This is a genomic window from Tenacibaculum sp. TC6, assembly GCF_050606265.1.
Taxonomy (GTDB): domain Bacteria; phylum Bacteroidota; class Bacteroidia; order Flavobacteriales; family Flavobacteriaceae; genus Polaribacter.
The window spans coordinates 21062-44886 of the sequence record NZ_JBOCUK010000005.1; the positions used below are offsets into that span (position 1 = coordinate 21062).

The following is a 23825-nucleotide window of genomic DNA, read 5'->3' on the forward strand; positions in this document are numbered from 1 at the left end:
AATGAGTATCTCATTGATCGGAATCATATCAGTACAAGTGTATTGGATAAAAGATGCCATTAAAAATAAACAACAACAATTTGAAAATGACGTAACCATTGCTTTGGCAAGAACCTCTGAACGAATTAAAGAACGAGAACTTCAGGAATTTATTCTTACATATGAACAATTTTTGAAGGACAATAAATTCAGGGAGAATGCTGAAATTAAGAATTATTTATTTCAACAAATAGATACAACCAACAAGCAGAAATTCACTTTTGGTGCTACCGTTTTAGAAGAAAACTTTAAGATTCCTTCAAAATTTGTTGATAATGATACTATTGTAATTAAAAAGTTTACAGGAAAGGAAGACATCTATTTTTCTAAAGTAATAACTTCTCAAAATAAAGATTTTCAACAAACTTCTTTATTAGATGAAAATAGATTTTCGGTATATAAAACCTTTCCTAAATGGGAGCAAAAACAATTTGAATATGCTTTTAGGCAAAGTCAAATTTTTACACCGATACATCAAAGAATTAGTAATAAAGAATTAAACAAAACATTAAAAGAAGAATTAGCTAAAAGGAATATAAACCAAGATTTTAAATATGGTGTTTACGAAGACGGATTTGCAACTCCTTTAAAATCAGGATATTTCAACATACAACCCAATGATAATTTTTATTATCCGCTTTTAGAAGATGAAGATGGTAACAGTAAGTATAAATTATACATTAAATTTCCTAATAAAAGTGAGAGCCTTTTATCAGGAATGATGAAGATTTTACTATTATCTCTTCTGTTTATTGGTATTATTATTGCTGCTTTTTCAACATCTCTATATCAACTTGTGAGACAAAAAAAGATTTCAGAAATAAAAACTGATTTCATTAATAACATGACTCACGAATTTAAAACTCCGATAGCGACCATAAATTTAGCCCTGGATGCTATAAAAAATCCGAAAATTATAACGGATGAAGAAAAAGTTTTAAGATATGTACAAATGATTCGTGATGAAAATAAAAGAATGCACGGACAGGTTGAAAATGTGTTACGAATATCTCGATTAGAAAAAAATCAAATTGAAATAAGTAAGGATGCTGTTGATATGCACGACATTATAGAAGAAGCCATAGAGCATATTCATCTATTAGTCAACAGTAAAAACGGGTCTGTAAAAACACACTTTAAAGCTATTTCAACAGAAGTTTTAGGAAATCAGTTTCACTTAACTAATGTCGTAGTAAACATACTTGAAAATGCAGTTAAGTATTCTGAAGAAGCTCCTAAAATTGATGTTTTTACAGAGAATACAAATAAGTATTTTATACTAAAAATTAAAGATGAAGGAATTGGAATGAGTAGAAATGCTCAAAAATATGTTTTCGATAAGTTTTATAGAGAACATAAGGGAAATATTCACAATGTAAAAGGTCATGGATTAGGATTAGCTTACGTAAAAGAAATCGTAGAAAATCATCAAGGTACCGTTTATGTTGAGAGTGAAAAAAGTAAAGGAAGTACATTTACAGTTAAATTACCATTAATATAAAATGAAAGGATAAAATGGGAAGTAAAAAGATTCTATTAGTAGAAGACGATCCAAATTTTGGAACTGTTCTTAAAGATTATTTAGCCCTCAATGATTACAATGTAACACACGCTAAAGATGGCATCGACGGATTAATAATGTTTAAAAATGCAGAATATGATTTATGCATTTTAGATGTTATGATGCCAAGAAAAGATGGTTTTTCTTTAGCAGAAGACATTCGTACAACTAACAAAGAAATCCCAATCATCTTTTTAACAGCTAAAACGTTAAAAGAAGATGTTTTAAAAGGATATCAAGTAGGCGCAGATGATTACTTAAACAAACCTTTTGATTCAGAAGTATTATTACACAAAATCAAAGCAATCTTACAACGTAAAGAAAGCGAAAAATCTACTGACAACGAAGAGTTTGAGTTTAAGATTGGGCAATTTGATTTCAATTCAAAGCTTCGTCATTTAAGTTTTAATGGTGGTGAGCCTCAAAAGTTATCTCCGAAAGAAAGTAAATTATTAAGAATGTTGGCTGTTCATAAAAATGATTTAATGCCACGTGAGCTTGCTTTAACAAAAATATGGCGAGATGATAATTACTTTACTTCCAGAAGTATGGATGTATACATTGCTAAGTTAAGAAAATACTTAAAAAGCGATGAAGATGTTGAAATATTAAATATCCATGGTGAAGGTTTTAGATTAATTGATAAATCATAATATAATTTAACACCCCTACTATATTACAAAAAGCTTCCTTATATTTAGGAGGCTTTTTTTACTTGTAACAAAAAAATAGCTTAATCGTCTAATTTAAATAACCGCAAAAAACAAACGTTTGGAAACTATTTTATCTATTAAAGACCTAAATAAAAATTATGGCAAAATTCAAGCCGTTAAAGATTTATCTTTTGATATACATAAAGGGAATATTTACGGAATTTTAGGTCCTAACGGAAGTGGTAAATCAACTACACTTGGAATTATTTTAAACGTAGTAAACAAAACTTCCGGTACTTTTAGCTGGTTCAACGGTAATATATCAACACATCAAGCTCTAAAAAAAGTAGGAGCAATTATTGAACGTCCTAACTTTTACCCTTATATGACGGCTGTTCAAAACCTTGAACTTATTTGTAAAATAAAAGGAGTAGCACATGATAAAATTGATGAGAAACTTAAAATAGTTAATCTTTTTGATCGAAAAAACGATAAATTCAGAACTTATTCTTTAGGTATGAAACAGCGTTTGGCTATTGCTTCTGCTTTGCTTAATGATCCTGAAATATTAATATTAGATGAACCTACAAATGGTTTAGACCCTCAAGGAATACATGAGATCAGACAAATTATAAAAGAAATAGCTAAAAACGGAACAACCATTTTATTAGCTTCTCACCTACTTGATGAAGTAGAAAAAGTTTGTTCTCACGTAATTGTACTCCGAAAAGGAGAAAAACTATATAGCGGTAAAGTTGAAACCATGGTTGCTTCTAATGGTATTATTGAAGTTAAAACCGAAGGTGATATTGACAATATGGTTAATGTACTAAAAAACTATCATGAAACAGCTAGTGTAAATGTAGATGGAGATTTAGTAATTGTACAACTGGAAAATGATATTTCAGCGGCAACTCTTAATAAATATTTATTTGAGAATAACATTACCATCTCTCACCTTGTAAAACGTAAACCTAGTTTAGAGCAACAATTTTTAGATTTAACAAGAAACAACTAAACCATTACCCATTATGCTTCGACTTTTAAGTATTGAATTTCATAAATTAAGACATAACAGAGCCAGTAGAGTATTATCAATCATCTATTTTGGTCTTTTAACCTCTATAGCATTAGTAGCTGCCATAAAATTTGATATTGGCCCTATAAAATTTCATTTAGCAGAACAAGGAATATTTAACTTCCCATATATATGGCATTTCAACACATATATAGCGGCCATTTTTAAGTTTTTCTTACTGTTAGTTATTGTTTCTATGATGGCTAATGAATATAGCTATAAAACATTAAAACAAAATTTAATTGACGGATTAAGCAAAAAAGAATTTATTCTTTCAAAATTCTATACTGTCGTTGTATTTGCGTTAATCTCAACAGTCTTTGTTTTTATTACTTCGCTTATTTTAGGATTAATTTACTCTGACTTTAATGAACTTTCTATTATTTTTTCAGATCTAAACTATCTTTTTGCTTTTTTTGTTAAGCTAGTTGGTTTTTTCTCTTTCGGATTATTTTTAGGAATTTTAATTAAACGATCTGCTTTTGCAGTTGCTGCAATGATTGTTTGGTTAATTGGTGAAAGTATTTTAAAAGGTTATTTATTTTGGACCTTTAGAGACCAGACCAATAAAGACGAAATGGTTAACAACATCATGCAGTTCTTGCCTTTGGAGGCTATGGCTAATCTAATTAAAGAGCCTTTTACCAGACTAGGTGCTGTAAAATCTGTAGCTAACCAAATAGGAGAAAATATAACAAAAGATTATTCGGTAAGTTTTGTTAATATTCTTATTGTTCTTATTTGGACTGCCATTTTTATTTACTTATCGTTTGCTTTATTAAAAAAACGTGATTTATAGGGGGTTTTAAGTAGTTGAGTTGTTATATATTAGCAAGAAATTTCTTAGAATGAAAAAACTACTTATACTACTTACTCTTTTTATGACCTTTTGGGCCTACTCTCAAAAGGAAGCTAACATTTGGTATTTTGGGGAAAATGCCGGGTTAGATTTTAATACCACACCTCCTACAGCCTTAACAAACGGGGCCTTAAGTACACTGGAAGGATGTTCTTCTTTTTCAGATTCTAATGGTAATTTATTATTCTATTCTGACGGAATTACAGTTTGGGATAAAAATCACAATATAATGCATTACTCTAACGGGAGTCTTGCCAATGATTTAAAAGGAGATCCTTCCAGTAGTCAATCAGGAATGATTATTCCAAAACCAACATCTAACAGTATCTACTATTTATTTACTGTAGATGATGGTCCTACATATGATTTTTCAGGCACCTTAATTCAAGCAGGAAAAGGCTTTAATGTATATACCATTGATATGTCTTTAAACGGAGGGTTAGGAGAATTAATTGATGAAGATAATGATGGTGTTTTCTTTAAAGATTTATCAAATGGTAGAAATAATGATTGGACGGAAAAAGTTGCCGCTGTAAGAGGTAGTGAATGTAATACCTACTGGGTTGTATCTACGACTAACAACCAATTTTATTCTTATAAGATTGACAAAAACGGTATTAATCTTACTCCGGTTATTTCATTTATTTCAGATCCTTTAACAAGAAGAGGTTATCTGAAACTATCACCGGACGGAACAAAAGTAGCACTTGCTAACCAAGGAAATAAACAGGCAATTGTATACTCATTCAATAATACTACCGGTGTGGTATCTAATGATGGTCAAAATTTACTAGGTTTTATAGATGGTGAATCTTATGGGGTTGAATTTTCAAGAAACTCTCAAAAACTCTATATCTCAACAACGCAGTTTTTTACAGATGACACTTTTAATCCCAGTACATATAAAGTTTTCCAGTTTGATTTAACGCAATCAAACGTTACTGCATCAAAAAAACTTATTCACCAACAAAATGGTTTTAGAGGAGCCCTTCAATTGGCTCCCGATGGAAAAATATATGCAACCATCCCTCAAACCTATAGTAATCCTAATGGTTTTGCAACTCATCTTAGTGTAATTGAAAACCCTGATGCAGATGCTAATGATGTTGTTTTTACTCCAAATGCCATTAGTCTTAATGGTAAAAAATCAACCCAAGGGCTTCCACCTTTTATTTCTTCTTTATTATTACCTATTGAAGTAAAAGATCAGGTTACCGGTACTCCGGTAAATAATAAAACATTACAGTTTTGTGTGGGTGATTCTAAAACTATTGCTCCGGATCCTGTTTCCGGAAACAACGTAACTTATACTTGGACTTTTAATAATGGAACCACTACTACAACCGTTTCAAATACCATTACCTTAAATTTGAATTCGATTGATTTAACCAATGCCGGAGAATATAAATTGATAGTAACACTAGTTGATACCTGTGGTAATAAAGTTGAACAAGAAGGTATTTTTAAAGTTGAAGTATATGAAGCTGCCTCTGCAACACAACCAAACGATATAAATTTCTGTGATGTAGATAACGATGGCTTCAACTCTTTTGATTTACAAAATGATATTACACCGCAGGTTCTTAACGGACAGAATCCAGCTACTTTTGAAGTGGTATATTATTTAACCCAAAGTGATGCCGTTAGTAATAACACCGCAAATGCATTAGTAAATCCTTATACGAACCCTACAGCATTCAGTAGTCAAACTATTTATACCAGAATGCATAATAAATTAGCACCTAATGCTTGTCATGATATAAAAACTTTTAATTTAACGGTTACAGGTAAACCTCAACCGCAAACACCAACTAATTATGAAGCCTGTGACGATTCTGTAAACGGAAATGATACGGATGGTTTTTATAATAATTATATTCTAAGCTCTAAAGATTCAGAGGTATTAGGAACTTTAAATCCAGCATTATATGTAGTTTCTTATCATAAAACCTTAAGTGGTGCTCAAACCGATAGATTTACGGATGTTATTGACAAGAACACTCCTTACAGAAATGAAACAGCAAACACACAAACTATCTATGTGAGAGTTGAAAATCTTAATAATTCTTTATGTAATGATTCTTCTGTAACATTTGATCTTGTAGTAAATTCATTGCCTTCTATTAATAATGTTGTAGAGCTAAAGCAATGCGATAACGATACAGATGCCTTTGCTGATTTTAATTTAGAGGAAGTAAGAAGTGATATTTCTACTAATTACACAAATGAAACATTTGTTTTCTATGAGTCTTTAAGCGATGCTCAAAATGGTACTTCACCAATTACCACCCCCACAGTTTACAAAAATAAAACTGCAACTAATGATAAAGTTTGGGCAACTGTTACCAACGCTAAAGGGTGTGGTAGAATTGCTGAAGTAAACTTAACAGTTTCAACCACAGGTATTCCTGCTTCATACCAAAGAACTTTTAATGCCTGTGATGATTTTTTAGATAGTAATGGTAATAATACTATTAATAATAATGATACTGATGGAATTAGTTCTTTTGATTTTAGTTCTGTAGATGCTGAAATACGAAGTCAATTTACTGCAGTTGGACAAAAAATAAATGTTACTTATTATAGAAATGAGGCTGATGCGGCAGCTGAAATGAATGCTATTACAGATATTTCAAATTATAGAAATATAGGGTATCCAAATACACAAAATATTTATGTTCGTGTTGATAGCGACTTAGATAATGACTGTTTAGGTTTTGGTCATCATATTACATTAAATGTTGATCCAATTCCAATGACAAATCTAGTTAATAATATTGAGCTGTGTGATGATTTTGATAGTGGTTCATTCAGTGACGGAATCAACATTGATATCAATCTAAGAAACCAAGTTAATGCTATTTTAGGTACCCAATCACCATCTAATTACACCGTTTCTTTTTATACAAATGCTGCTGATGCTAACACAGGATCTAATGCTATAGCTAATGACACAAACTACACAAACAGTACAAGAGACAAACAAACTATTTATGTAAGGGTTGAAAATAACACCACAGGTTGTTTTAATGATCATATGACATTTGATATAGTTATTCATCCACTGCCAACTATTACCAATACGATTCCTGATTTAGAAGCTTGTGATGTTCCTACAGCAAGTGATAGTGATTCAAGAAATAGAATAGCTCAAAATATTGTTTTAGGAGATAGAGATGTTGATGTATTAAACGGAAGAGATCCAATTCAATATACGGTAACTTATCATAGAACAAGACAAGATGCTATTGACGGAGTAAATCCTCTATCTAAAACCAATTATTCAAATAATCCGGCAACCACAAACTTCCCTTCAAGTTTATCTGGAGATGATCCTGCTACTGAGTTATTATTTATCAGTATTATCAATAATGTAACAGGATGTAGATATGGTATCGCCACTTTACAATTGGTAATTCACCCGGAACCTAACATTCCTCTTAATATAAATAATTATGTGGATTGTGATAACACAAGTGATAGTAATAATGATGACACTAATGGAATTAATGGTGATATCACATTAAAAAATCAAATTCCTGAAATTTTAGCTAATTACAATTCTGCAGACCATAACAAGTTTACTGTATCATTTCATGAATCGCTTGCTGATGCTCAATCCGGAAGTAATTCATTAGACAGTAATAAATACCAAAATACAAGTAACAATCAAACAATCTATGTTCGCGTTGTTAATAACCAAACGCATTGTGCGAATTATAGTTTATCGTTTAACATTATAATTAATCCTTTACCATTCTTTACAGTAGACTCTCCTACTATTGTTTGTTTGAATAACCCTCAAACTCGATTAGAAGCGACTAACACAGCTGCTAAATATTATTATGACTGGAAAATTAAAGGAAGTACTACCACATTAAGTACAAGTTCTTTTTTAGATGTTACTCAAGGAGGTACTTATGTTGTTACAGCAACAATGAAAGATGGAACCGGCTGTAAAAGAAGTAGAGAGATTATAGTTAATGAATCAATTAATCCTACTCTAAATGATGATGATGATATTGTAATTGTTGATGATACGAATAATAATGGGCTAGACACCTACTCTATAAAAGTAATTACAGAAAATAATAATTTAGGAATAGGAGATTATCAATTTGCCTTACTTGATGAACAAGGTAACCAAACTTCTTTTCAAGACGAACCTGTTTTTGAAAATATTTCAGGAGGAATTTATACAGTTATTGTTAACGATAAAAACGGATGTGCACCTGATGCTACACTTGATATTGCCGTTATTCAATATCCTAAATTCTTAACTCCTAATAATGATGGTTTTAATGATACTTGGAAAATCAAAGGAGCCAATTCAAGTTTTTTCCCTTCTAGCAGTATTCATATTTTTGATAGATATGGTAAACCTGTGGCTACGATTCCTATAGACGGAGATGGCTGGGATGGTACTTTTAACGGAAAAACATTACCTTCAAATGATTATTGGTTTAAAATTCAATTGATAGATCGAAAAGGTAAAATTCACCATCATAATGGACATTTTTCTTTACTTAGAAAATAATTAATAAATTAGCTAGTGAAATTCACTAGCTAGTTTATTTTATTACTCTCAAAAAGTATGTTGATAAATTCTACTCTATAGATTGAACAGAAACATTCAATAATAAAACATTACCTTCAGATAATTATTGGTTTAAAGTTAGACTTATTGATTATTCTGGAAAAATAATTGAAAAAACAGGAAACATTTCACTCTTACGAAAATAACGAGAAAACTATCCGTATTTTTGTTGTATGGACTTTAACCTACAATCTGATTTTAAACCTACAGGTGATCAACCCCAAGCTATTAAACAACTAGCTAGTGGAATTATTAATGATGAAAAATACCAAACCTTATTAGGTGTTACCGGATCTGGTAAAACTTTTTCTATTGCTAATGTTGTTGCGGAAGTAAACCGACCAACATTGGTTTTAGCTCATAATAAAACGCTTGCTGCTCAATTATACTCAGAATTTAAGCAGTTTTTTCCCAACAATGCTGTAGAATATTTTGTTTCTTATTATGACTACTATCAACCGGAAGCCTATATACCGGTAACCGGAACTTATATTGAAAAAGATCTTTCTATTAACGATGAAATTGAAAGATTAAGAATAAGCACTTCTTCCTCACTCTTATCAGGAAGAAGAGATGTATTGGTTGTTGCCTCTGTTTCTTGCCTTTATGGTATTGGAAACCCCATTGAATTCAAAAAAAATGTAATAACTATTGAAGCTGATCAACAAATTTCTCGTACAAAGTTCTTACACCAATTAGTAACCAGCTTATATGCCCGAACTGAAACAGAAATTAAAAGCGGAACATTCAAAGTAAAAGGAGATGTGGTAACTATTTATCCTTCTTATGGTGATAATGGATATAAAATTCACTTTTTTGGAGATGAAATTGAAGAAATAGAAACGTTTGATATTGAAAGTAATCAAACGATTGCTCGCCTAGATAAATTGAATATTTACCCGGCAAATCTATTTGTAACCTCTCCGGACGTTCTACAAAACGCTATTCATCAAATTCAAGATGACTTAGTAAAACAATATGATTACTTTAATGAAATAGGAAAACATTTAGAAGCTAAACGACTCAAAGAACGTACAGAATTTGATTTAGAAATGATTCGTGAATTAGGCTATTGTTCCGGTATAGAAAACTATTCAAGATACCTGGACGGCCGTGATGCCGGCACACGACCATTCTGTTTGTTAGATTATTTTCCGGATGATTATTTAATGGTTATTGACGAAAGCCATGTTACCGTACCTCAAGTTCATGCGATGTATGGCGGAGACAGAAGCAGAAAAGAAAATTTAGTAGAATATGGTTTTAGACTGCCAGCAGCTATGGATAACCGTCCTCTAAAATTTGAAGAATTTGAAACCCTACAAAATCAGGTAATTTATGTTTCTGCAACACCTGCTGATTATGAACTTCAAAAAACGGAGGGTCTATTTATAGAACAAGTAATACGTCCTACCGGATTATTAGATCCTGAAATAGAAGTTAGACCCAGTCAAAATCAAATTGATGATTTAATTGAAGAAATTCAAATTCGTGTTGAAAAAGATGAGCGAACGCTGGTAACTACTTTAACCAAAAGAATGGCTGAAGAACTGACTAAATATTTAACCCGTATTCAGATTCGTTGTCGTTATATACATTCAGATGTTGATACCTTAGAACGTGTAGAGATTATGCAAGATTTACGTAAAGGGTTATTTGATGTGCTTATCGGAGTTAACTTACTGAGAGAAGGATTGGATTTACCTGAAGTATCTTTAGTAGCTATTTTAGATGCCGATAAAGAAGGTTTTTTACGTAGCCATCGTTCTTTAACACAAACCGTTGGTAGAGCAGCGCGTAACGTAAATGGAAAGGCGATTATGTATGCAGATAAAATTACCAATAGTATGCAAATGACTATTGATGAAACTAACAGACGTAGAGAAAAACAAATAAATTATAATACAGCTAACGGCATTACTCCTACTCAGATTAACAAAAGAATAGACGATACACTCTCTAAAAAAGCTATTACCACATATCAATATGATAATGCTATTCAAAAGGCAGCAGAACAAGATTTAGAGTATTTACCCAAAGAAGAAATTGAAAAAAGAATACGAGATAAACGTAAACAAATGGAAATTGCTGCAAAAAATCTAGATTTTATGGTGGCTGCCCAATTACGTGATGAAATTACTATTTTAAAAGATAAAATATCTTAATGAAAAAACCTCGCTTGAAAGCGAGGTTTTTATATCTAACTAAGAATTAATTGTGGCCTATTAAGCCTTTACTTGAAGTACTTCTTGTACTTTATCAGCAGCTTCTTGAAACTCAGTTGCTGAGATAATTTCCATTCCGCTATTGTCAATTAATTCTTTTGCTTCTTTAGCATTGGTTCCTTGTAAACGGCAAATAATTGGCACGTTGATTTTATCACCCATGTTTTTGTAGGCATCTACAACTCCTTGAGCAACACGATCACAACGTACAATTCCTCCGAAAATGTTTACTAGAATAGCTTTTACATTTGGATCTTTTAAAATAATACCAAAAGCTGTTTCAACACGTTGAGCATCAGCAGTACCTCCTACATCTAAGAAGTTAGCAGGCTCACCACCCGCTTGTTTAATTAAATCCATAGTACCCATTGCTAAACCTGCTCCGTTAACCATACATCCAACGTTTCCATCTAAATCAACATAGTTTAAACCTGCTTCTTTAGCTTCAACTTCAATAGGGTTTTCTTCGCGTAAATCACGCATTTCTGCATAATCTTTATGACGGAATAACGCATTATCATCTAAAGAAACCTTAGCGTCTACTGCTAAAATTTTATCGTCAGATGTTTTTAATACAGGGTTTATTTCAAATAAAGAAGAATCAGATTTCACATAAGCTGTATATAAAGCGGTAACAAACTTAGTCATTTCTTTAAATGCTGCTCCAGATAAACCTAAATTAAAAGCTACTTTACGTGCTTGAAAAGGTAATAATCCTGTTCCCGGATCAATCTCTTCTGTAAAGATTAAATGTGGAGTTTCTTCAGCTACCGTTTCAATATCCATACCTCCTTCAGTAGAATACATAATCATATTCTTACCTGATGCACGGTTTAATAAAACTGACATATAAAACTCATTTGGCTCACTATCACCAGGATAGTAAACATCTTCAGCTATTAATACTTGGTTAACTAACTTTCCTTCTGCCGGAGTTTGAGGTGTTACTAACATCATTCCTAAAATATCATTAGAAATACTCTTAACCTCATCTAAGTTCTTTGCTAATTTAACTCCTCCTCCTTTTCCACGTCCACCTGCGTGAATTTGTGCTTTTACTACATACCAACTAGTACCTGTTTCTTCAGTCAATTTCTTTGCTGCTTCAACAGCTTCTTCCGGTGTATTTGCTACAATTCCGCGTTGAGTACGAACGCCAAAACTGCTTAAAATTTCTTTACCTTGATATTCGTGTAAGTTCATTAGATAAGAATGTTTTTAAAGTGGAACAAAAATACAAATTCAATTTATAATACCTTATAATTTATACTTTATTTTAATGTAATTCTTACAATTAAACCTTATTAACTATTTTACATTTTTTTAACATTTTCGCTGTCACTAATACTTTTTTAACATGTCTTTAGGGTAATTAACATGTTTTTATGAATTAATAATCAAATTCATAAATATTTTAGCATCCTATTACATATTTAAACTATGCATAGTAAAATAGCCTTACTCTCACTAGTGTTTTTGATAATTCCCCGTACATCAAGAGCACAAATTTTAAATGCTAACAGAAAAAAGTTTGAAGCTGTTAGAGTTAGTTCACCTCCAAAAATAGATGGTGATGTTAATGATGAAGCCTGGAAACATGCTCAAGTTGCAAAAGATTTTGTAATGATGAGACCCAACAATGGTGAAAAAGAACCTGACTCACACAAAACAGAAGTCAGACTGGTATATGACGATAAGGCCATTTATATAAGTGCTGTAATGTATGCACCAAATCCATCAAAAATCCCGGCGGAATTTACGAACCGAGATAATATTGGAAATGCAGACTTCTTCTCAGCTATTATCAATCCAAATGATGACGGACAAAATCCTTTTGAATTTATTGTCACCAGTTCAGGTATTCAGGCTGATGCAAAAGTATCTAACGGTAATGAAGATTTTAACTGGAGTGCTGTATGGGAAAGTGATTTCAAATTAACCGAAAACTCATGGGTAGTAGAAATTAAAATTCCATACAGAGCATTACGTTTTGCAAATAAACCTGTACAATCTTGGGGAATTAATTTTCATAGAAGAGTACAAAATTTGAATGCTCAATTTACATGGAACCATATTGACAACCAAGTGGGTAGATGGACTCAATATGATGGATTAGTTGAAAATTTAAGAGATATAAAACCTCCTACCCGACTTGCTTTTTATCCGTATGCTTCCGGAACTGCAACCTCATTTGCAGGTGAAACAACTGCAGATTGGAGCGTTGGAATGGACATAAAATACGGTATTACTGAAAATTTTACTTTAGATGCCACTCTTATACCTGATTTTGGGCAAACAGCATTTGATAATGTTGTTTTAAATTTAGGTCCTTTTGAGCAACAGTTTACTGAGCAACGACAGTTTTTTACAGAAGGAACTGAATTATTTTCTAAAGGAAATTTATTCTATTCAAGAAGAATCGGAAGCCGACCAATTGATCAGTTTAATGTTAGAGGTCAAATTAATGACAATGAAGAAATTATTGAGTCTCCTGACAAAGTAGACATGTTAAATGCTATAAAAATATCGGGACGTACTCAAAAAGGACTTGGAATTGGTTTCTTTAATGCTATAACAGATAAAACAGAAGCTACTGTTAGAAATAAAGACACTAACGAAACAAGAAAATTGGTTACTAACCCATTCTCTAATTATAATATAATGGTTTTAGATCAGCAGTTCAATCAAAACTCATCTATAACCTTAATTAATACTAATGTTACTCGTATTGGAGATTTTAGAGATGCTAATGCAACAGGGCTATTATGGCATGTGGAAGACAAAAAGAGTATGTATAATGTTGATGGTTCCTTCAAAATGACCAATATTTCTGACGACCCTGACCAAACCAATACAGGATATTCTTTTGATACCAGTGTTGGAAAACATTCAGGTAATTGGCGTGGTGAAATAGGATATACTTTCAAAAACAAAGACTACAATCCTAATGACTTAGGTATTTTATTTAGTAATAATGAACAAACTATTTATGGTTTTGTTGGTTACCGATTACTTCAACCTAAAGGAATTTTTAATAATTATGGAGTTAATTTATTTTACAATGTAAATTTTCTGCACAGTCCGGGTACATATACCGGAACCAATTCTAGTTTATCATTTTGGGGAGAAACTACCAAAAGATTCGCTTTTGGAACCAACCTAAACTTCAGTAGTGTTGGTAAAGACTTTTTTGAGCCTAGACAAGGTAGTTTAAGCGGTATTTATTTTAAAACACCCATGCGCTTAAATTTTAATCATTGGGGATCTACAGATTATAGAAAAAAGTTTGCTATCGATTATGATTGGTTTTATACGTTCTTTAAAGACAATCCAAAAGAAAGCTATGGATTTGGTATTACCCCTAGATATAGGTTTAGCAACCGATTTTCTCTGATTTATGGTTTACGATATAATAAAACAAATAGAGAACAAGGCTATGTAACAAAAATTAATGATAATACCGTTAGTGACCATCCGGAATATACTCCATTGTTAGGTGAAATTATCTTTGGTGAGCGTGATTGGACAACTTATAATAACTCGTTAACAGGAAAATATAGCTTCAGTACTAAATCGGCTTTATCTTTAACATTCAGACACAATTGGAGTAAAGTTCCCTATCATAATCAATATTATAATTTGAATAAAAATGACGGTAGTTTAGTAGCAAATAACTATAATGAAAATCACAATAGAAATTTTAATAGCTGGAACTTAGATTTGAATTATGTATGGCAATTTGCACCCGGAAGTCAACTAATTGCTTTTTATAGAAATTCAATTAACCCAAACCATAATTTTGCTCCGGCTACTATTAGCTTTGCTGATAATATTAATCGCCTTTTTGATCAGGATATGAAACATACCTTTTCACTACGATTAGTTTACTTTGTTGACTACAATAATTTAAAAAATATTTTTTAGGGGTTATTTACTTTCATATAGGAGATATATCTTTTAAGTAAGGTATATCTCCTATCTTTTTTATACATTCGTTTTTCTAATGTAATTACCATGATTATTGCTGAAAATATCCATAAAAAATATGGAGATGTTGAAATATTAAAAGGAGTTAATCTTCATATCAAAAAAGGAGAAGTAATTGCAATTGTTGGTCCTTCAGGAGCCGGTAAAACTACCTTACTTCAAATACTGGGAACTCTAGATAAACCTCAGAAAGAATATGACTTTAACTTGGTTGTAAACGGAACAACTATTCAAAAATTAAGTGACAAACAAATTTCTGCATTTCGCAATCAACATATTGGTTTTATTTTCCAATTTCATCAATTGCTTCCTGAATTTACAGCCATAGAAAATGTATGTATTCCTGCCTTTATTGCTAAAAAAGGAAAAGTTGAAACAGAAAAAAAAGCAAAAGAATTACTAGCGTTTTTAGGATTATCCCACAGAGAAAACCATAAACCTAATGAGTTATCTGGTGGTGAGCAACAAAGAGTAGCTGTTGCCAGAGCTTTAATTAATGATCCTTCGGTTATACTTGCTGATGAACCTAGTGGAAACCTTGACTCTGCCTCTGCTCAAAATTTACATGAGCTTTTTTTCAAACTAAGAGATTCTTTTGGTCAAACCTTTGTTATTGTAACTCACAATGAAGAGTTAGCCAATATGGCCGATAGAAAATTAGTAATGAAAGACGGAATAATTGTAGATTCATTGTAACACTACCCGTTTTTCAACTACTTATTATACAAATGAATTATAATGAAAAACACTTTTTTAGAGCTTTTAAAGTATTTAAAAAATCCTGTACTTGAAAAAGATGAAAACACGAATCTTAATTACCGAATTCAAAAGTTTATACACTTACTAATTATTTGTATTCTAACCAGTAGTTTATTAACTCCGCTGTTTTTTATTGTAGAAAATTTAGGTTGGATTGATATGGAGCAACATGCTATGGAAAACATATTAAAATCCTATTCAAAACCTATTATTTTTTTATTGGTAACTGTAATAGCTCCTCTTTTTGAAGAGTTATTATTTAGAGCACCGCTTACGCTGTTTCAAAATGCCAAATCATTTAAAATAGCCTTCTACATTTTTACTGTAATTTTTGGTTTAATTCACATTACTAATTATCATATTACATCCAATGTGCTTTTATTAGCTCCTATTTTAATAGCTCCTCAAACTATCCTAGGAGGTTATTTAGGATTTATACGAGTTCGTTTTGGACTACGATGGAGCATTCTTTTACACGCTTGTTATAATGCTTTTTTTATGTTTATTACTTTTGCAGGACAATCTATATAAATGAAAAAAACAGCCCTTAAAGAGTTTTTAAATGAAAAGACTCTTCAATATAATAATCCTGACTTTATAGAAAGTGATCCCATACAAATCCCTCATCTATTTAACCTAAAAGAAGACATAGAAATAGCCGGGTTTCTAGCGGCAACTATTGCTTGGGGAAATCGTAAAATGATTATCAACAATGCACATCGTATGATGGATTTAATGGGAAATTCTCCTTACGATTTTGTGATGAATCATTCTGAAGAGGATTTAGCTAATTTTGAAGGTTTTGTGCATAGAACATTTAATGCAGAAGATTTTACTTTTTTCATTCAATCTCTTCAACATATTTATAAAAATCATGGCGGGTTAGAAACTGTTTTACTCCCTGAAAAAGGAGCTGATAATTACCAAAATGCCATTCATCATTTTAAAACTATTTTTTTTGAAACCCCACATCAAAGCAGAACAGAAAAACACATTTCTGATCCGCTAAAAAATTCTGCCTCTAAACGTATTAATATGTTTTTACGATGGATGGTAAGAAATGATGCTACGAATGTTGATTTAGGTATATGGAAAACACATTCTCCTAAAAATTTACACTGCCCCTTAGATGTTCATTCTGGTAATGTTGCCAGAAAATTAGGAATTTTAAAACGCTCACAAAATGATTGGAAGGCTCTTATGGAATTAGACACTATTTTAAGAGAATTTGACCCTGAAGATCCGGTTAAATATGACTTTGCCTTATTTGGCTTAGGCGTATTTGAAAAATTTTAGATATAACTCAACAACTTTACTATAAAAGCTAACCACTTAAAAAGTTAAAAAAGTACTCAAGACCTATTCTTTTATAAAGTTTTGATACATTTATATCAACAACAAATATGTATTAAAACTAATTCTAATAATGAAAAAGCTACTTTTAGCAACTATACTATTTTTTAGCCTGTATACAACTGCTCAAGATAACAGAATACCTACTGATACCATTGTAGTTACGTCTAATACAGTTACCATAAAAGGGAAAGAAATTAAATATAAGGCGCAAACAGGAACTCAACCTGTATTTGATGCTAATGGCAAAATAAAAGCAACACTATTTTATACTTATTACTCTAGAACTGATGTTCAAAATAAAGAAAAAAGGCCTATTATTATGTCATTTAACGGAGGGCCAGGCTCTGCTTCTGTTTGGATGCACATAGCTTATACAGGTCCTAAAGTTTTAAAAATTGACGATGAAGGAAATCCTATTCAACCTTATGGTATAAAAGACAATCATTATTCCATTTTAGATGTTGCCGATATTGTTTTTGTCAATCCTGTTAACACAGCCTACTCACGACCCGTAATTAAAGGAGATGAAAAAGTTGATTCAAAATATTTTTTTGGGATTAATGCAGACGCTAAATATCTGGCAGATTGGTTAAATACATTTATCACCAGAACCAACCGTTGGCAATCACCTAAATATATAATTGGTGAAAGTTACGGTGGTACACGAGTAATGCAACTAGCTTATGAGTTACAAAGTAATCAATGGATGTATTTGAATGGAGTTATTATGGTTTCTCCGGCAGATTATCAATTACTTCGTACTAAAAACTCAGAAGATTACGCTGTTAATTTCCCTTATCTTACCGCTGCGGCTTGGTATCATAAAATGCTTCCTCAAGCATTACAGCAACAAGATTTATTAGCAATACTTCCGGAAGCTGAAAATTTTGCTATTAACCAACTTCTTCCGGCCATTGCAAAAGGTGGTTTTATTTCTGAAACTGAAAAACAACATATAGCTGATAAAATGGCTTATTATTCCGGAATAAAAAAAGAAGTTATTTTACAGCACAATCTTGAAGTTCCTAACAGTTATTTTTGGAAAGAATTATTACGTTCTGCTTCCGGAAAAACAATAGGACGTTTAGATAGCAGGTATTTAGGAATTGATAGAAAAGAAACAGGTGACAGTCCGGATTACAGCCCGGAGTTAACTTCTTGGCTGCATTCATTTACTCCGGCAGTTAATTACTACATTCAAAATGTATTACAGTTTAAAACAGATGTAAAATATAACATGTTTGGCCCGGTTCATCCTTGGGATTTCACAAATAATAATGCCAGAGAAAATCTGAGAAAAGCAATGGCAGAAAATCCTTATTTAAAAGTATTAATACAATCCGGTTATTATGATGGTGCCACTACATACCATGCTGCTAAATATACTATGGGAAAAATTGACCCTAGCGGTAAGTTAAAAGATAGATTTACATTTAAAGGTTACCGAAGTGGGCACATGATGTATTTACGTAAAACCGATTTAGAAAAAGCGAATGATGATTTACGTGAATTTATTAAACAAAGTTCAAAAGAAATAGGACCGGCTAAATATTAAACCTATGAAGAGAGACTTAGCAAATATGATGTGCTTGGATATATACGTATCTTCTTTACCTGAAGACAAATGCAACTCTGTTAAAGAACAAATACAAAAAGTTACTTACAAACCAACTTCTTTAACTAGCTGGGATATTCATCAGCAACATTTTAATAAATTATCCAATATTCTTTCTGTCGAAAAAGACCTACAAGAAATAAAAAAGATGGCTACTCTTTTTCAATGGAAAAACGATATAGATTCTATTATTAAAAACAATGGTTTTGAAGCTTTGGTGGTAACCGACTTGTCAAAAAAAATCATGTGGGTTAATAACGGATTCTGTAAAATGACCGGGTATTCCAAAAAGCATATTTTACATCAAACACCTCAGTTTTTACAAGGTGAAAATACTTCTGAAGATAGCCGTAAAAAAATCAGAGCTAAACTTTTAAAAAATAAACCATTTAAAGAGGTAATTGTTAATTATAAAAAAGACAAATCGCCTTATTACTGTGAACTCCATATTTTTCCTTTATACAATAAAGAAACAACACATTTTTTAGCACTGGAAAAAGAAGTTGTATAACATAAAAAAGCACTAAATATCAATTTAGTGCTTTTTTATTCCTTGCTATTTGTTTTTATTACGAACTTCTTTTCATCTATTTAATATAAAAAGTTGATGTATTTTTTTAGTATATTAGAGTGATTAAATCCCTCGATATGCTATTAACCACCAACAACTTAGTGGAGATTGCCTCCCGAATAAAAGAGTTTGTTCAAAATGATATCGCTTTAATTAGTGTTGCAGAACATACAGAAATTGATATTAACGATTTAATTACCGAGCTTAACAAAGTTGACATTCGCTTCATAGGAGGTATTTTTCCTATGATTATTTACAATAACGATGTAAGTAAAAAAGGAATTGTTGTACACAGACTTTACCATGTAATACATCTTTCTACCATACAAAATATTAGTAAAAAGAATTTTTCTGTTTCTCCTATTGAATTTAAAAATGATACTGCTTACAGTTTAATTACTTATGTTGACGGATTAACTTCTAATATTTCTCATTTTTTAAGTAAGCTGTATGAAAATTATGGCATGAAAACTAATTATTTTGGAGGAGGAACAGGTAGTTTAACCTTAAAACAAAGTCCTTGTATTTTTTCGAAGGAAGGCTTTTTTCAAGACGCTGCTGTGGTTTGTCTTATGGAAATGAAGTCTAACATTGGGGTTAAACATGGTTGGCAAAAACTAGATGGCCCTTTTATTGTTACCAAAGCTAAAAACAATGTTGTTGAAGAAATTAACTGGGAGAATCCTTATGAAATTTATAAAAAAATAGTTGAAGAAGATGCCGGTATTAAATTTAGCGATACCAGCTTTTTTAATCTAGCTAACGGGTATCCTCTTGGAATCATTAAACAGGGAGTAGATTATATTATTAGAGATCCTTTATCTGTTAAAAATGATAAATCTTTAATATGCATTGGTGAAGTGGAAGAAAACACCATGATAAACATTATGAAAGGTGATAATAGTTTACTTATTAAAGCTGCTAAAGATGCTACTGTAGAAATTGTATCTCAAGCCACCAATCCTAAAAATGCTATCATTATTGACTGTATTTCTCGTATTCTATATTTAAAAGATGAATTTAAGTATGAGTTAGAAAGCGTTTCCCATACAATTCAAAATAAATTTCCGAATGTTTCAGTATGTGGAGCTTTAACCCTTGGAGAAATTTCATCATACGGAAACGGCTATATCGAATTCTATAATAAAACTATTGTAGTAGGTTTATTTGAGTAAATGGAAAAAGAGAAACAAATACTAGACATTCTAAGACTTTATGAGTACTCCATGAGTATTGGAAAATCTTTGAATTATTATGACAATTGTGAACAGTTTTTAAAATTGCTTCTAAAGCGAAGAAATTTGAATGCGTGTTGGATACTCAGACATGAAAAAAACAACTTAATTAAAGAATATTCTATTCCGTTTGGCAATCAAATTAAACAAAACATACCCCAAAATCTTTATGATTTTTTAGAAGGCATCCATGATTATACATTAATTAAATATGACGAAACTTATAGTGATTTAACTACTTTTCCAATACAAGATGGTTTTTTGGCTGTTTTTAAATTAAATCTTCAAGGGTATTTATTTTTATATTCTAAAGAAAACAACATAGTTCCAAAAGACTTAAGCCAGCTGTTACCGGTAATTAATAAGTTTGCCAATACACTTGAAGCTTGTAAAGCGTATGACAACCAACAATCTTTACTCAAACGATTGGAAGAAAGAAATACCGAATTAAATAATTACGCTCACATTGTATCACATGATTTAAAATCTCCTTTAAGAAATATTGATGCGCTTTTATCTTGGTTAAAAGAAGATCATGGCAATAGTTTAGATGAAGATGCATTACACTACATTGACCTGATTGGCGAAAATATTTCGAGAATGGAAGCTTTGGTTAGTGGTATATTGGAATATTCGACTATTGGTTTAAAAAACTTCAAAACCTCATTTATTGATCTTAATAAAATAATTGATGAGATTTTACATCATATGTATGTTCCTAAAAACATTGAAATTATAAAGCATGAAAATTTCCCTACCATTCAGGGAGATACTTATAGATTACAACAATTATTTCAAAACTTAATTGGCAATGCTATTAAGTATAATGATAAAGAAAAAGGAATTATTGAAGTAGGTTTTCAAAAGCATAATAATAAATACACTTATTTCGTAAAAGATAACGGTAAAGGAATTGACAAAAGATATCATACCAAAATTTTTAGTGTTTTTCAAAAGCTGGAAACCTCAAAAAACTCAACAGGCATTGGTTTGTCTATTGTTGAAAAAATTGTCACAAGTTACGGAGGAAAAGTATGGCTTACCTCAGAAATTAATAAGGGGACTACTTTTTATTTTACCTTAAAAAAATAGATTTTGATAAAAACCTAAGGTTGAATAGATTATTTTTTCTTTATTAAATCACAATACCAAAAACTCGAATCATATTTTTTAGGTTCTTTCTTCTCTGATTTTTGATAACAGTTATCATCATCATTATCATGTAACGTATACGATCGTAATACTTTTTCACCTATGGTAAACTCAACAGGTTTACTAAAAATGGGACCGTCATAACAAAATGTATGAAACTCTCCGTTTTCGCCACACACATCTATCGTCTCCGGCAAGTCTTTTATAAAATCCTCATCTATCACACGCCCAACAAACTCTTTTCCTAATAGTTTTGCGTTGACACATACGGTAATTGTTTTAAAACCTAATTCTAAAAACTCATACAACAACTTCTTTGTATCTTGTTTCCACAAAGGATACACACCTTCTATACCTACTTCACCTAGTTTAGAATCTCTATAATTTTTTAAATCTTCTAAAAAGATATCTCCGAAAACACCATAATTCAATCCGGCAGATTTTAACTCCGCTGTTTTTTCTTTCATTCTCTGATTGTATAAATCCATCGTTACGTTAGCCGGGAATTCAATTTTTTCAAGAGGTATTCCAATACTTTCTGCCTGAGCTTCTAACAAACTTTCATGTAAGCCATGCATGGAAACACGTTGATAATCTTTATTGATATTGGTAATTAATTTTTCTACTTGATATTCATTTCCTTGTAATATTTTATACAATGCTAAAGAAGAATCTTTTCCGGAACTCCAATTGAAATACGCTTTTTTCATAGGTACAAAGATGCATAAAAAAATCCTGCATTAAGCAGGATTTATATTTTCTTATGAATTAGTATTCTTTCTCTTTTGATGTAAGCTCATTGGCTTTTCTTGTTTTACAACAGGGGTTCCATATAAATCAAAATCACCGGCTTCATATATCTCAACTTCAATAAACTCACCTAATCTAATATAATTTTCTTTGGCATCTACTAATACGTCATTATCTACATCGGGTGAGTCAAATTCTGTTCTTCCGTAGTAATACTCTCCATCTTTTCTATCGAATAAACAACGGAAAGTTTTTCCAATTTTCTCTTGATTTAACTCCCAAGAAATTTGAGATTGAATCTCCATTATTTCATTTACTCTTCTAAACTTCACCTCTGCAGGAACATTATCTTCTAACGCATATGCTCCGGTATTTTCTTCATGTGAATATTCAAAAGCTCCTAAACGTTCAAATCGCATTTCTTCTACCCAATCTTTCAACTCTTGAAATTGTTCTTCTGTTTCTCCCGGATATCCAACTATTAACGTAGTTCTAATTGCCATATCAGGTACATACTCTCTAAACTTCTTAATCAAATCCGTAGTTTTTTCATGGGTTGTACCACGTTTCATTGATTTCAGCAATTCAGTATTAATATGTTGAAGCGGAATATCTAAGTAATTACATACTTTTGGCTCATTTTTCATTACTTCAAGTACATCCATTGGAAACCCGGTTGGGAATGCATAATGTAAACGAATCCACTCTATTCCTTCTACTTTAACTAATTCTTGTAATAAGTCTGCTAAGGCTCTTTTCTTATATAAATCTAACCCATAATAGGTTAAATCTTGAGCAATTAACATAATTTCTTTTATACCATTAGCTGCCAATTTAGTAGCTTCAATAACTAAATTTTCTATAGGAGTAGATACATGCTTTCCTCTCATTAATGGAATAGCACAAAACGAACACGGACGATCACAACCTTCTGCTATTTTTAAATAGGCATAATGCTTAGGTGTAGTTGTTAAACGCTCTCCTACCAATTCATGCTTATAATCAGCTTCCAAAACTTTTAATAATTCCGGTAAATCATGCGTTCCAAAATACTGATCTACGTTGGTAATTTCTCTCTCTAAATCCGGCTTATAACGCTCACTTAAACAACCAGTCACAAAAACCTGATCTATTTCTCCGGCTTCTTTCTTTTGAGCATAATGCAAAATAGTGTCAACACTTTCTTCTTTGGCCTTTCCTATAAAACCACAAGTATTAATAACAACAATGTTTCCTTCATCATTTTCATCTTCGTGCACCACCTCTTTTCCGTTAGCTTTTAATTGCCCCATCAGTACTTCACTGTCATACACATTCTTAGAGCAACCTAAAGTAACTACATTAATTTTATTTTGTTTTGTTGTTTTTGTACGCATCTTCTAAAAAAT

The 23825-nt window shown here is 31.4% G+C and carries 17 protein-coding genes; 14 read left to right on the plus strand and 3 right to left on the minus strand.

All coding sequences use genetic code 11. The features are described from left to right. Position 1 precedes the first annotated feature (1 nt). The 6 genes from ACQY1Q_RS03975 to uvrB all read left to right on the plus strand — a co-directional run bounded on the left by ACQY1Q_RS03975 (position 2) and on the right by uvrB (position 10952). Positions 2–1540, plus strand: coding sequence for a sensor histidine kinase (locus ACQY1Q_RS03975; RefSeq protein WP_431003996.1), 1539 nt, complete (start codon positions 2–4; stop codon positions 1538–1540). 14 nt (positions 1541–1554) lie between these two features. Continuing rightward, positions 1555–2253, plus strand: a complete 699-nt coding sequence (locus tag ACQY1Q_RS03980) for a response regulator transcription factor (RefSeq protein ID WP_431003997.1) — start codon at positions 1555–1557, stop codon at positions 2251–2253. Between the two features lie 118 nt (positions 2254–2371). Continuing rightward, entirely contained in the window at positions 2372–3271 is a 900-nt protein-coding gene (locus ACQY1Q_RS03985; protein WP_431003998.1) for an ABC transporter ATP-binding protein, read from the plus strand. A gap of 13 nt (positions 3272–3284) precedes the next feature. Continuing rightward, positions 3285–4130: an ABC transporter permease gene (locus ACQY1Q_RS03990; protein WP_431003999.1), complete on the plus strand. Its 846-nt coding sequence runs from the start codon at positions 3285–3287 to the stop codon at positions 4128–4130. Between the two features lie 49 nt (positions 4131–4179). Then, positions 4180–8727 carry a T9SS type B sorting domain-containing protein gene (locus ACQY1Q_RS03995; protein ID WP_431004000.1) on the plus strand — a complete coding sequence of 1516 codons (4548 nt, stop codon included), beginning with the start codon at positions 4180–4182 and terminating at the stop codon, positions 8725–8727. Positions 8728–8960: 233 nt separating this feature from the next. Next, on the plus strand, positions 8961–10952 hold the full coding sequence (uvrB, locus tag ACQY1Q_RS04000) for an excinuclease ABC subunit UvrB (protein WP_431004001.1): 1992 nt from the start codon (positions 8961–8963) through the stop codon (positions 10950–10952). Positions 10953–11012: 60 nt separating this feature from the next. Here uvrB and sucC read toward each other — a convergent pair whose 3' ends face one another. Next, entirely contained in the window at positions 11013–12215 is a 1203-nt protein-coding gene (sucC, locus tag ACQY1Q_RS04005) for an ADP-forming succinate--CoA ligase subunit beta (protein ID WP_431004002.1), read from the minus strand. A gap of 237 nt (positions 12216–12452) precedes the next feature. Between sucC and ACQY1Q_RS04010 the strand changes: the two genes are divergently transcribed. The 8 genes from ACQY1Q_RS04010 to ACQY1Q_RS04045 all read left to right on the plus strand — a co-directional run bounded on the left by ACQY1Q_RS04010 (position 12453) and on the right by ACQY1Q_RS04045 (position 21627). Next, positions 12453–14936, plus strand: a complete 2484-nt coding sequence (locus ACQY1Q_RS04010; RefSeq protein WP_431004003.1) for a DUF5916 domain-containing protein — start codon at positions 12453–12455, stop codon at positions 14934–14936. Between the two features lie 90 nt (positions 14937–15026). After that, complete coding sequence (locus ACQY1Q_RS04015; RefSeq protein WP_431004004.1) at positions 15027–15695, plus strand: ABC transporter ATP-binding protein; 669 nt, start codon at positions 15027–15029, stop codon at positions 15693–15695. Positions 15696–15737: 42 nt separating this feature from the next. Continuing rightward, complete coding sequence (locus tag ACQY1Q_RS04020) at positions 15738–16289, plus strand: CPBP family intramembrane glutamic endopeptidase (protein WP_431004005.1); 552 nt, start codon at positions 15738–15740, stop codon at positions 16287–16289. Next, complete coding sequence (locus ACQY1Q_RS04025) at positions 16290–17054, plus strand: TIGR02757 family protein (protein WP_431004006.1); 765 nt, start codon at positions 16290–16292, stop codon at positions 17052–17054. It begins immediately after the preceding gene. Positions 17055–17184: 130 nt separating this feature from the next. Further along, on the plus strand, positions 17185–18669 hold the full coding sequence (locus ACQY1Q_RS04030; protein ID WP_431004007.1) for a S10 family peptidase: 1485 nt from the start codon (positions 17185–17187) through the stop codon (positions 18667–18669). Positions 18670–18673: 4 nt separating this feature from the next. After that, positions 18674–19240 carry a PAS domain-containing protein gene (locus tag ACQY1Q_RS04035; RefSeq protein WP_431004008.1) on the plus strand — a complete coding sequence of 189 codons (567 nt, stop codon included), beginning with the start codon at positions 18674–18676 and terminating at the stop codon, positions 19238–19240. Positions 19241–19377: 137 nt separating this feature from the next. Then, on the plus strand, positions 19378–20475 hold the full coding sequence (locus tag ACQY1Q_RS04040) for an FIST signal transduction protein (protein WP_431004009.1): 1098 nt from the start codon (positions 19378–19380) through the stop codon (positions 20473–20475). Beyond that, positions 20476–21627, plus strand: a complete 1152-nt coding sequence (locus tag ACQY1Q_RS04045; RefSeq protein ID WP_431004010.1) for a sensor histidine kinase — start codon at positions 20476–20478, stop codon at positions 21625–21627. Between the two features lie 29 nt (positions 21628–21656). Here ACQY1Q_RS04045 and ACQY1Q_RS04050 read toward each other — a convergent pair whose 3' ends face one another. After that, on the minus strand, positions 21657–22397 hold the full coding sequence (locus tag ACQY1Q_RS04050; RefSeq protein ID WP_431004011.1) for a diphthine--ammonia ligase: 741 nt from the start codon (positions 22395–22397) through the stop codon (positions 21657–21659). A 51-nt stretch (positions 22398–22448) separates the two neighbouring features. Further along, the gene (gene rimO / locus ACQY1Q_RS04055; RefSeq protein WP_431004012.1) at positions 22449–23813 is read right to left on the minus strand and encodes a 30S ribosomal protein S12 methylthiotransferase RimO; all 1365 of its coding nucleotides are present in this window, start codon (positions 23811–23813) and stop codon (positions 22449–22451) included. Between the last annotated feature and the right edge of the window lie 12 nt (positions 23814–23825).

What these genes read in the sequence shown, in the direction of transcription:
- ACQY1Q_RS04030 (WP_431004007.1), top strand. Translation starts at nt 17,185, where the DNA reads ATGAAAAAGCTACTTTTAGCAACTATACTATTTTTTAGCCTGTATACA.
- rimO (WP_431004012.1), bottom strand. Translation starts at nt 23,813, where the DNA reads ATGCGTACAAAAACAACAAAACAAAATAAAATTAATGTAGTTACTTTA.
- ACQY1Q_RS04010 (WP_431004003.1), top strand. Translation starts at nt 12,453, where the DNA reads ATGCATAGTAAAATAGCCTTACTCTCACTAGTGTTTTTGATAATTCCC.
- ACQY1Q_RS04050 (WP_431004011.1), bottom strand. Translation starts at nt 22,397, where the DNA reads ATGAAAAAAGCGTATTTCAATTGGAGTTCCGGAAAAGATTCTTCTTTA.
- uvrB (WP_431004001.1), top strand. Translation starts at nt 8,961, where the DNA reads ATGGACTTTAACCTACAATCTGATTTTAAACCTACAGGTGATCAACCC.
- ACQY1Q_RS04020 (WP_431004005.1), top strand. Translation starts at nt 15,738, where the DNA reads ATGAAAAACACTTTTTTAGAGCTTTTAAAGTATTTAAAAAATCCTGTA.
- ACQY1Q_RS04035 (WP_431004008.1), top strand. Translation starts at nt 18,674, where the DNA reads ATGAAGAGAGACTTAGCAAATATGATGTGCTTGGATATATACGTATCT.
- ACQY1Q_RS03975 (WP_431003996.1), top strand. Translation starts at nt 2, where the DNA reads ATGAGTATCTCATTGATCGGAATCATATCAGTACAAGTGTATTGGATA.
- ACQY1Q_RS03980 (WP_431003997.1), top strand. Translation starts at nt 1,555, where the DNA reads ATGGGAAGTAAAAAGATTCTATTAGTAGAAGACGATCCAAATTTTGGA.
- ACQY1Q_RS04045 (WP_431004010.1), top strand. Translation starts at nt 20,476, where the DNA reads ATGGAAAAAGAGAAACAAATACTAGACATTCTAAGACTTTATGAGTAC.
- ACQY1Q_RS03995 (WP_431004000.1), top strand. Translation starts at nt 4,180, where the DNA reads ATGAAAAAACTACTTATACTACTTACTCTTTTTATGACCTTTTGGGCC.
- ACQY1Q_RS04015 (WP_431004004.1), top strand. Translation starts at nt 15,027, where the DNA reads ATGATTATTGCTGAAAATATCCATAAAAAATATGGAGATGTTGAAATA.
- sucC (WP_431004002.1), bottom strand. Translation starts at nt 12,215, where the DNA reads ATGAACTTACACGAATATCAAGGTAAAGAAATTTTAAGCAGTTTTGGC.
- ACQY1Q_RS04025 (WP_431004006.1), top strand. Translation starts at nt 16,290, where the DNA reads ATGAAAAAAACAGCCCTTAAAGAGTTTTTAAATGAAAAGACTCTTCAA.
- ACQY1Q_RS03990 (WP_431003999.1), top strand. Translation starts at nt 3,285, where the DNA reads ATGCTTCGACTTTTAAGTATTGAATTTCATAAATTAAGACATAACAGA.
- ACQY1Q_RS04040 (WP_431004009.1), top strand. Translation starts at nt 19,378, where the DNA reads ATGCTATTAACCACCAACAACTTAGTGGAGATTGCCTCCCGAATAAAA.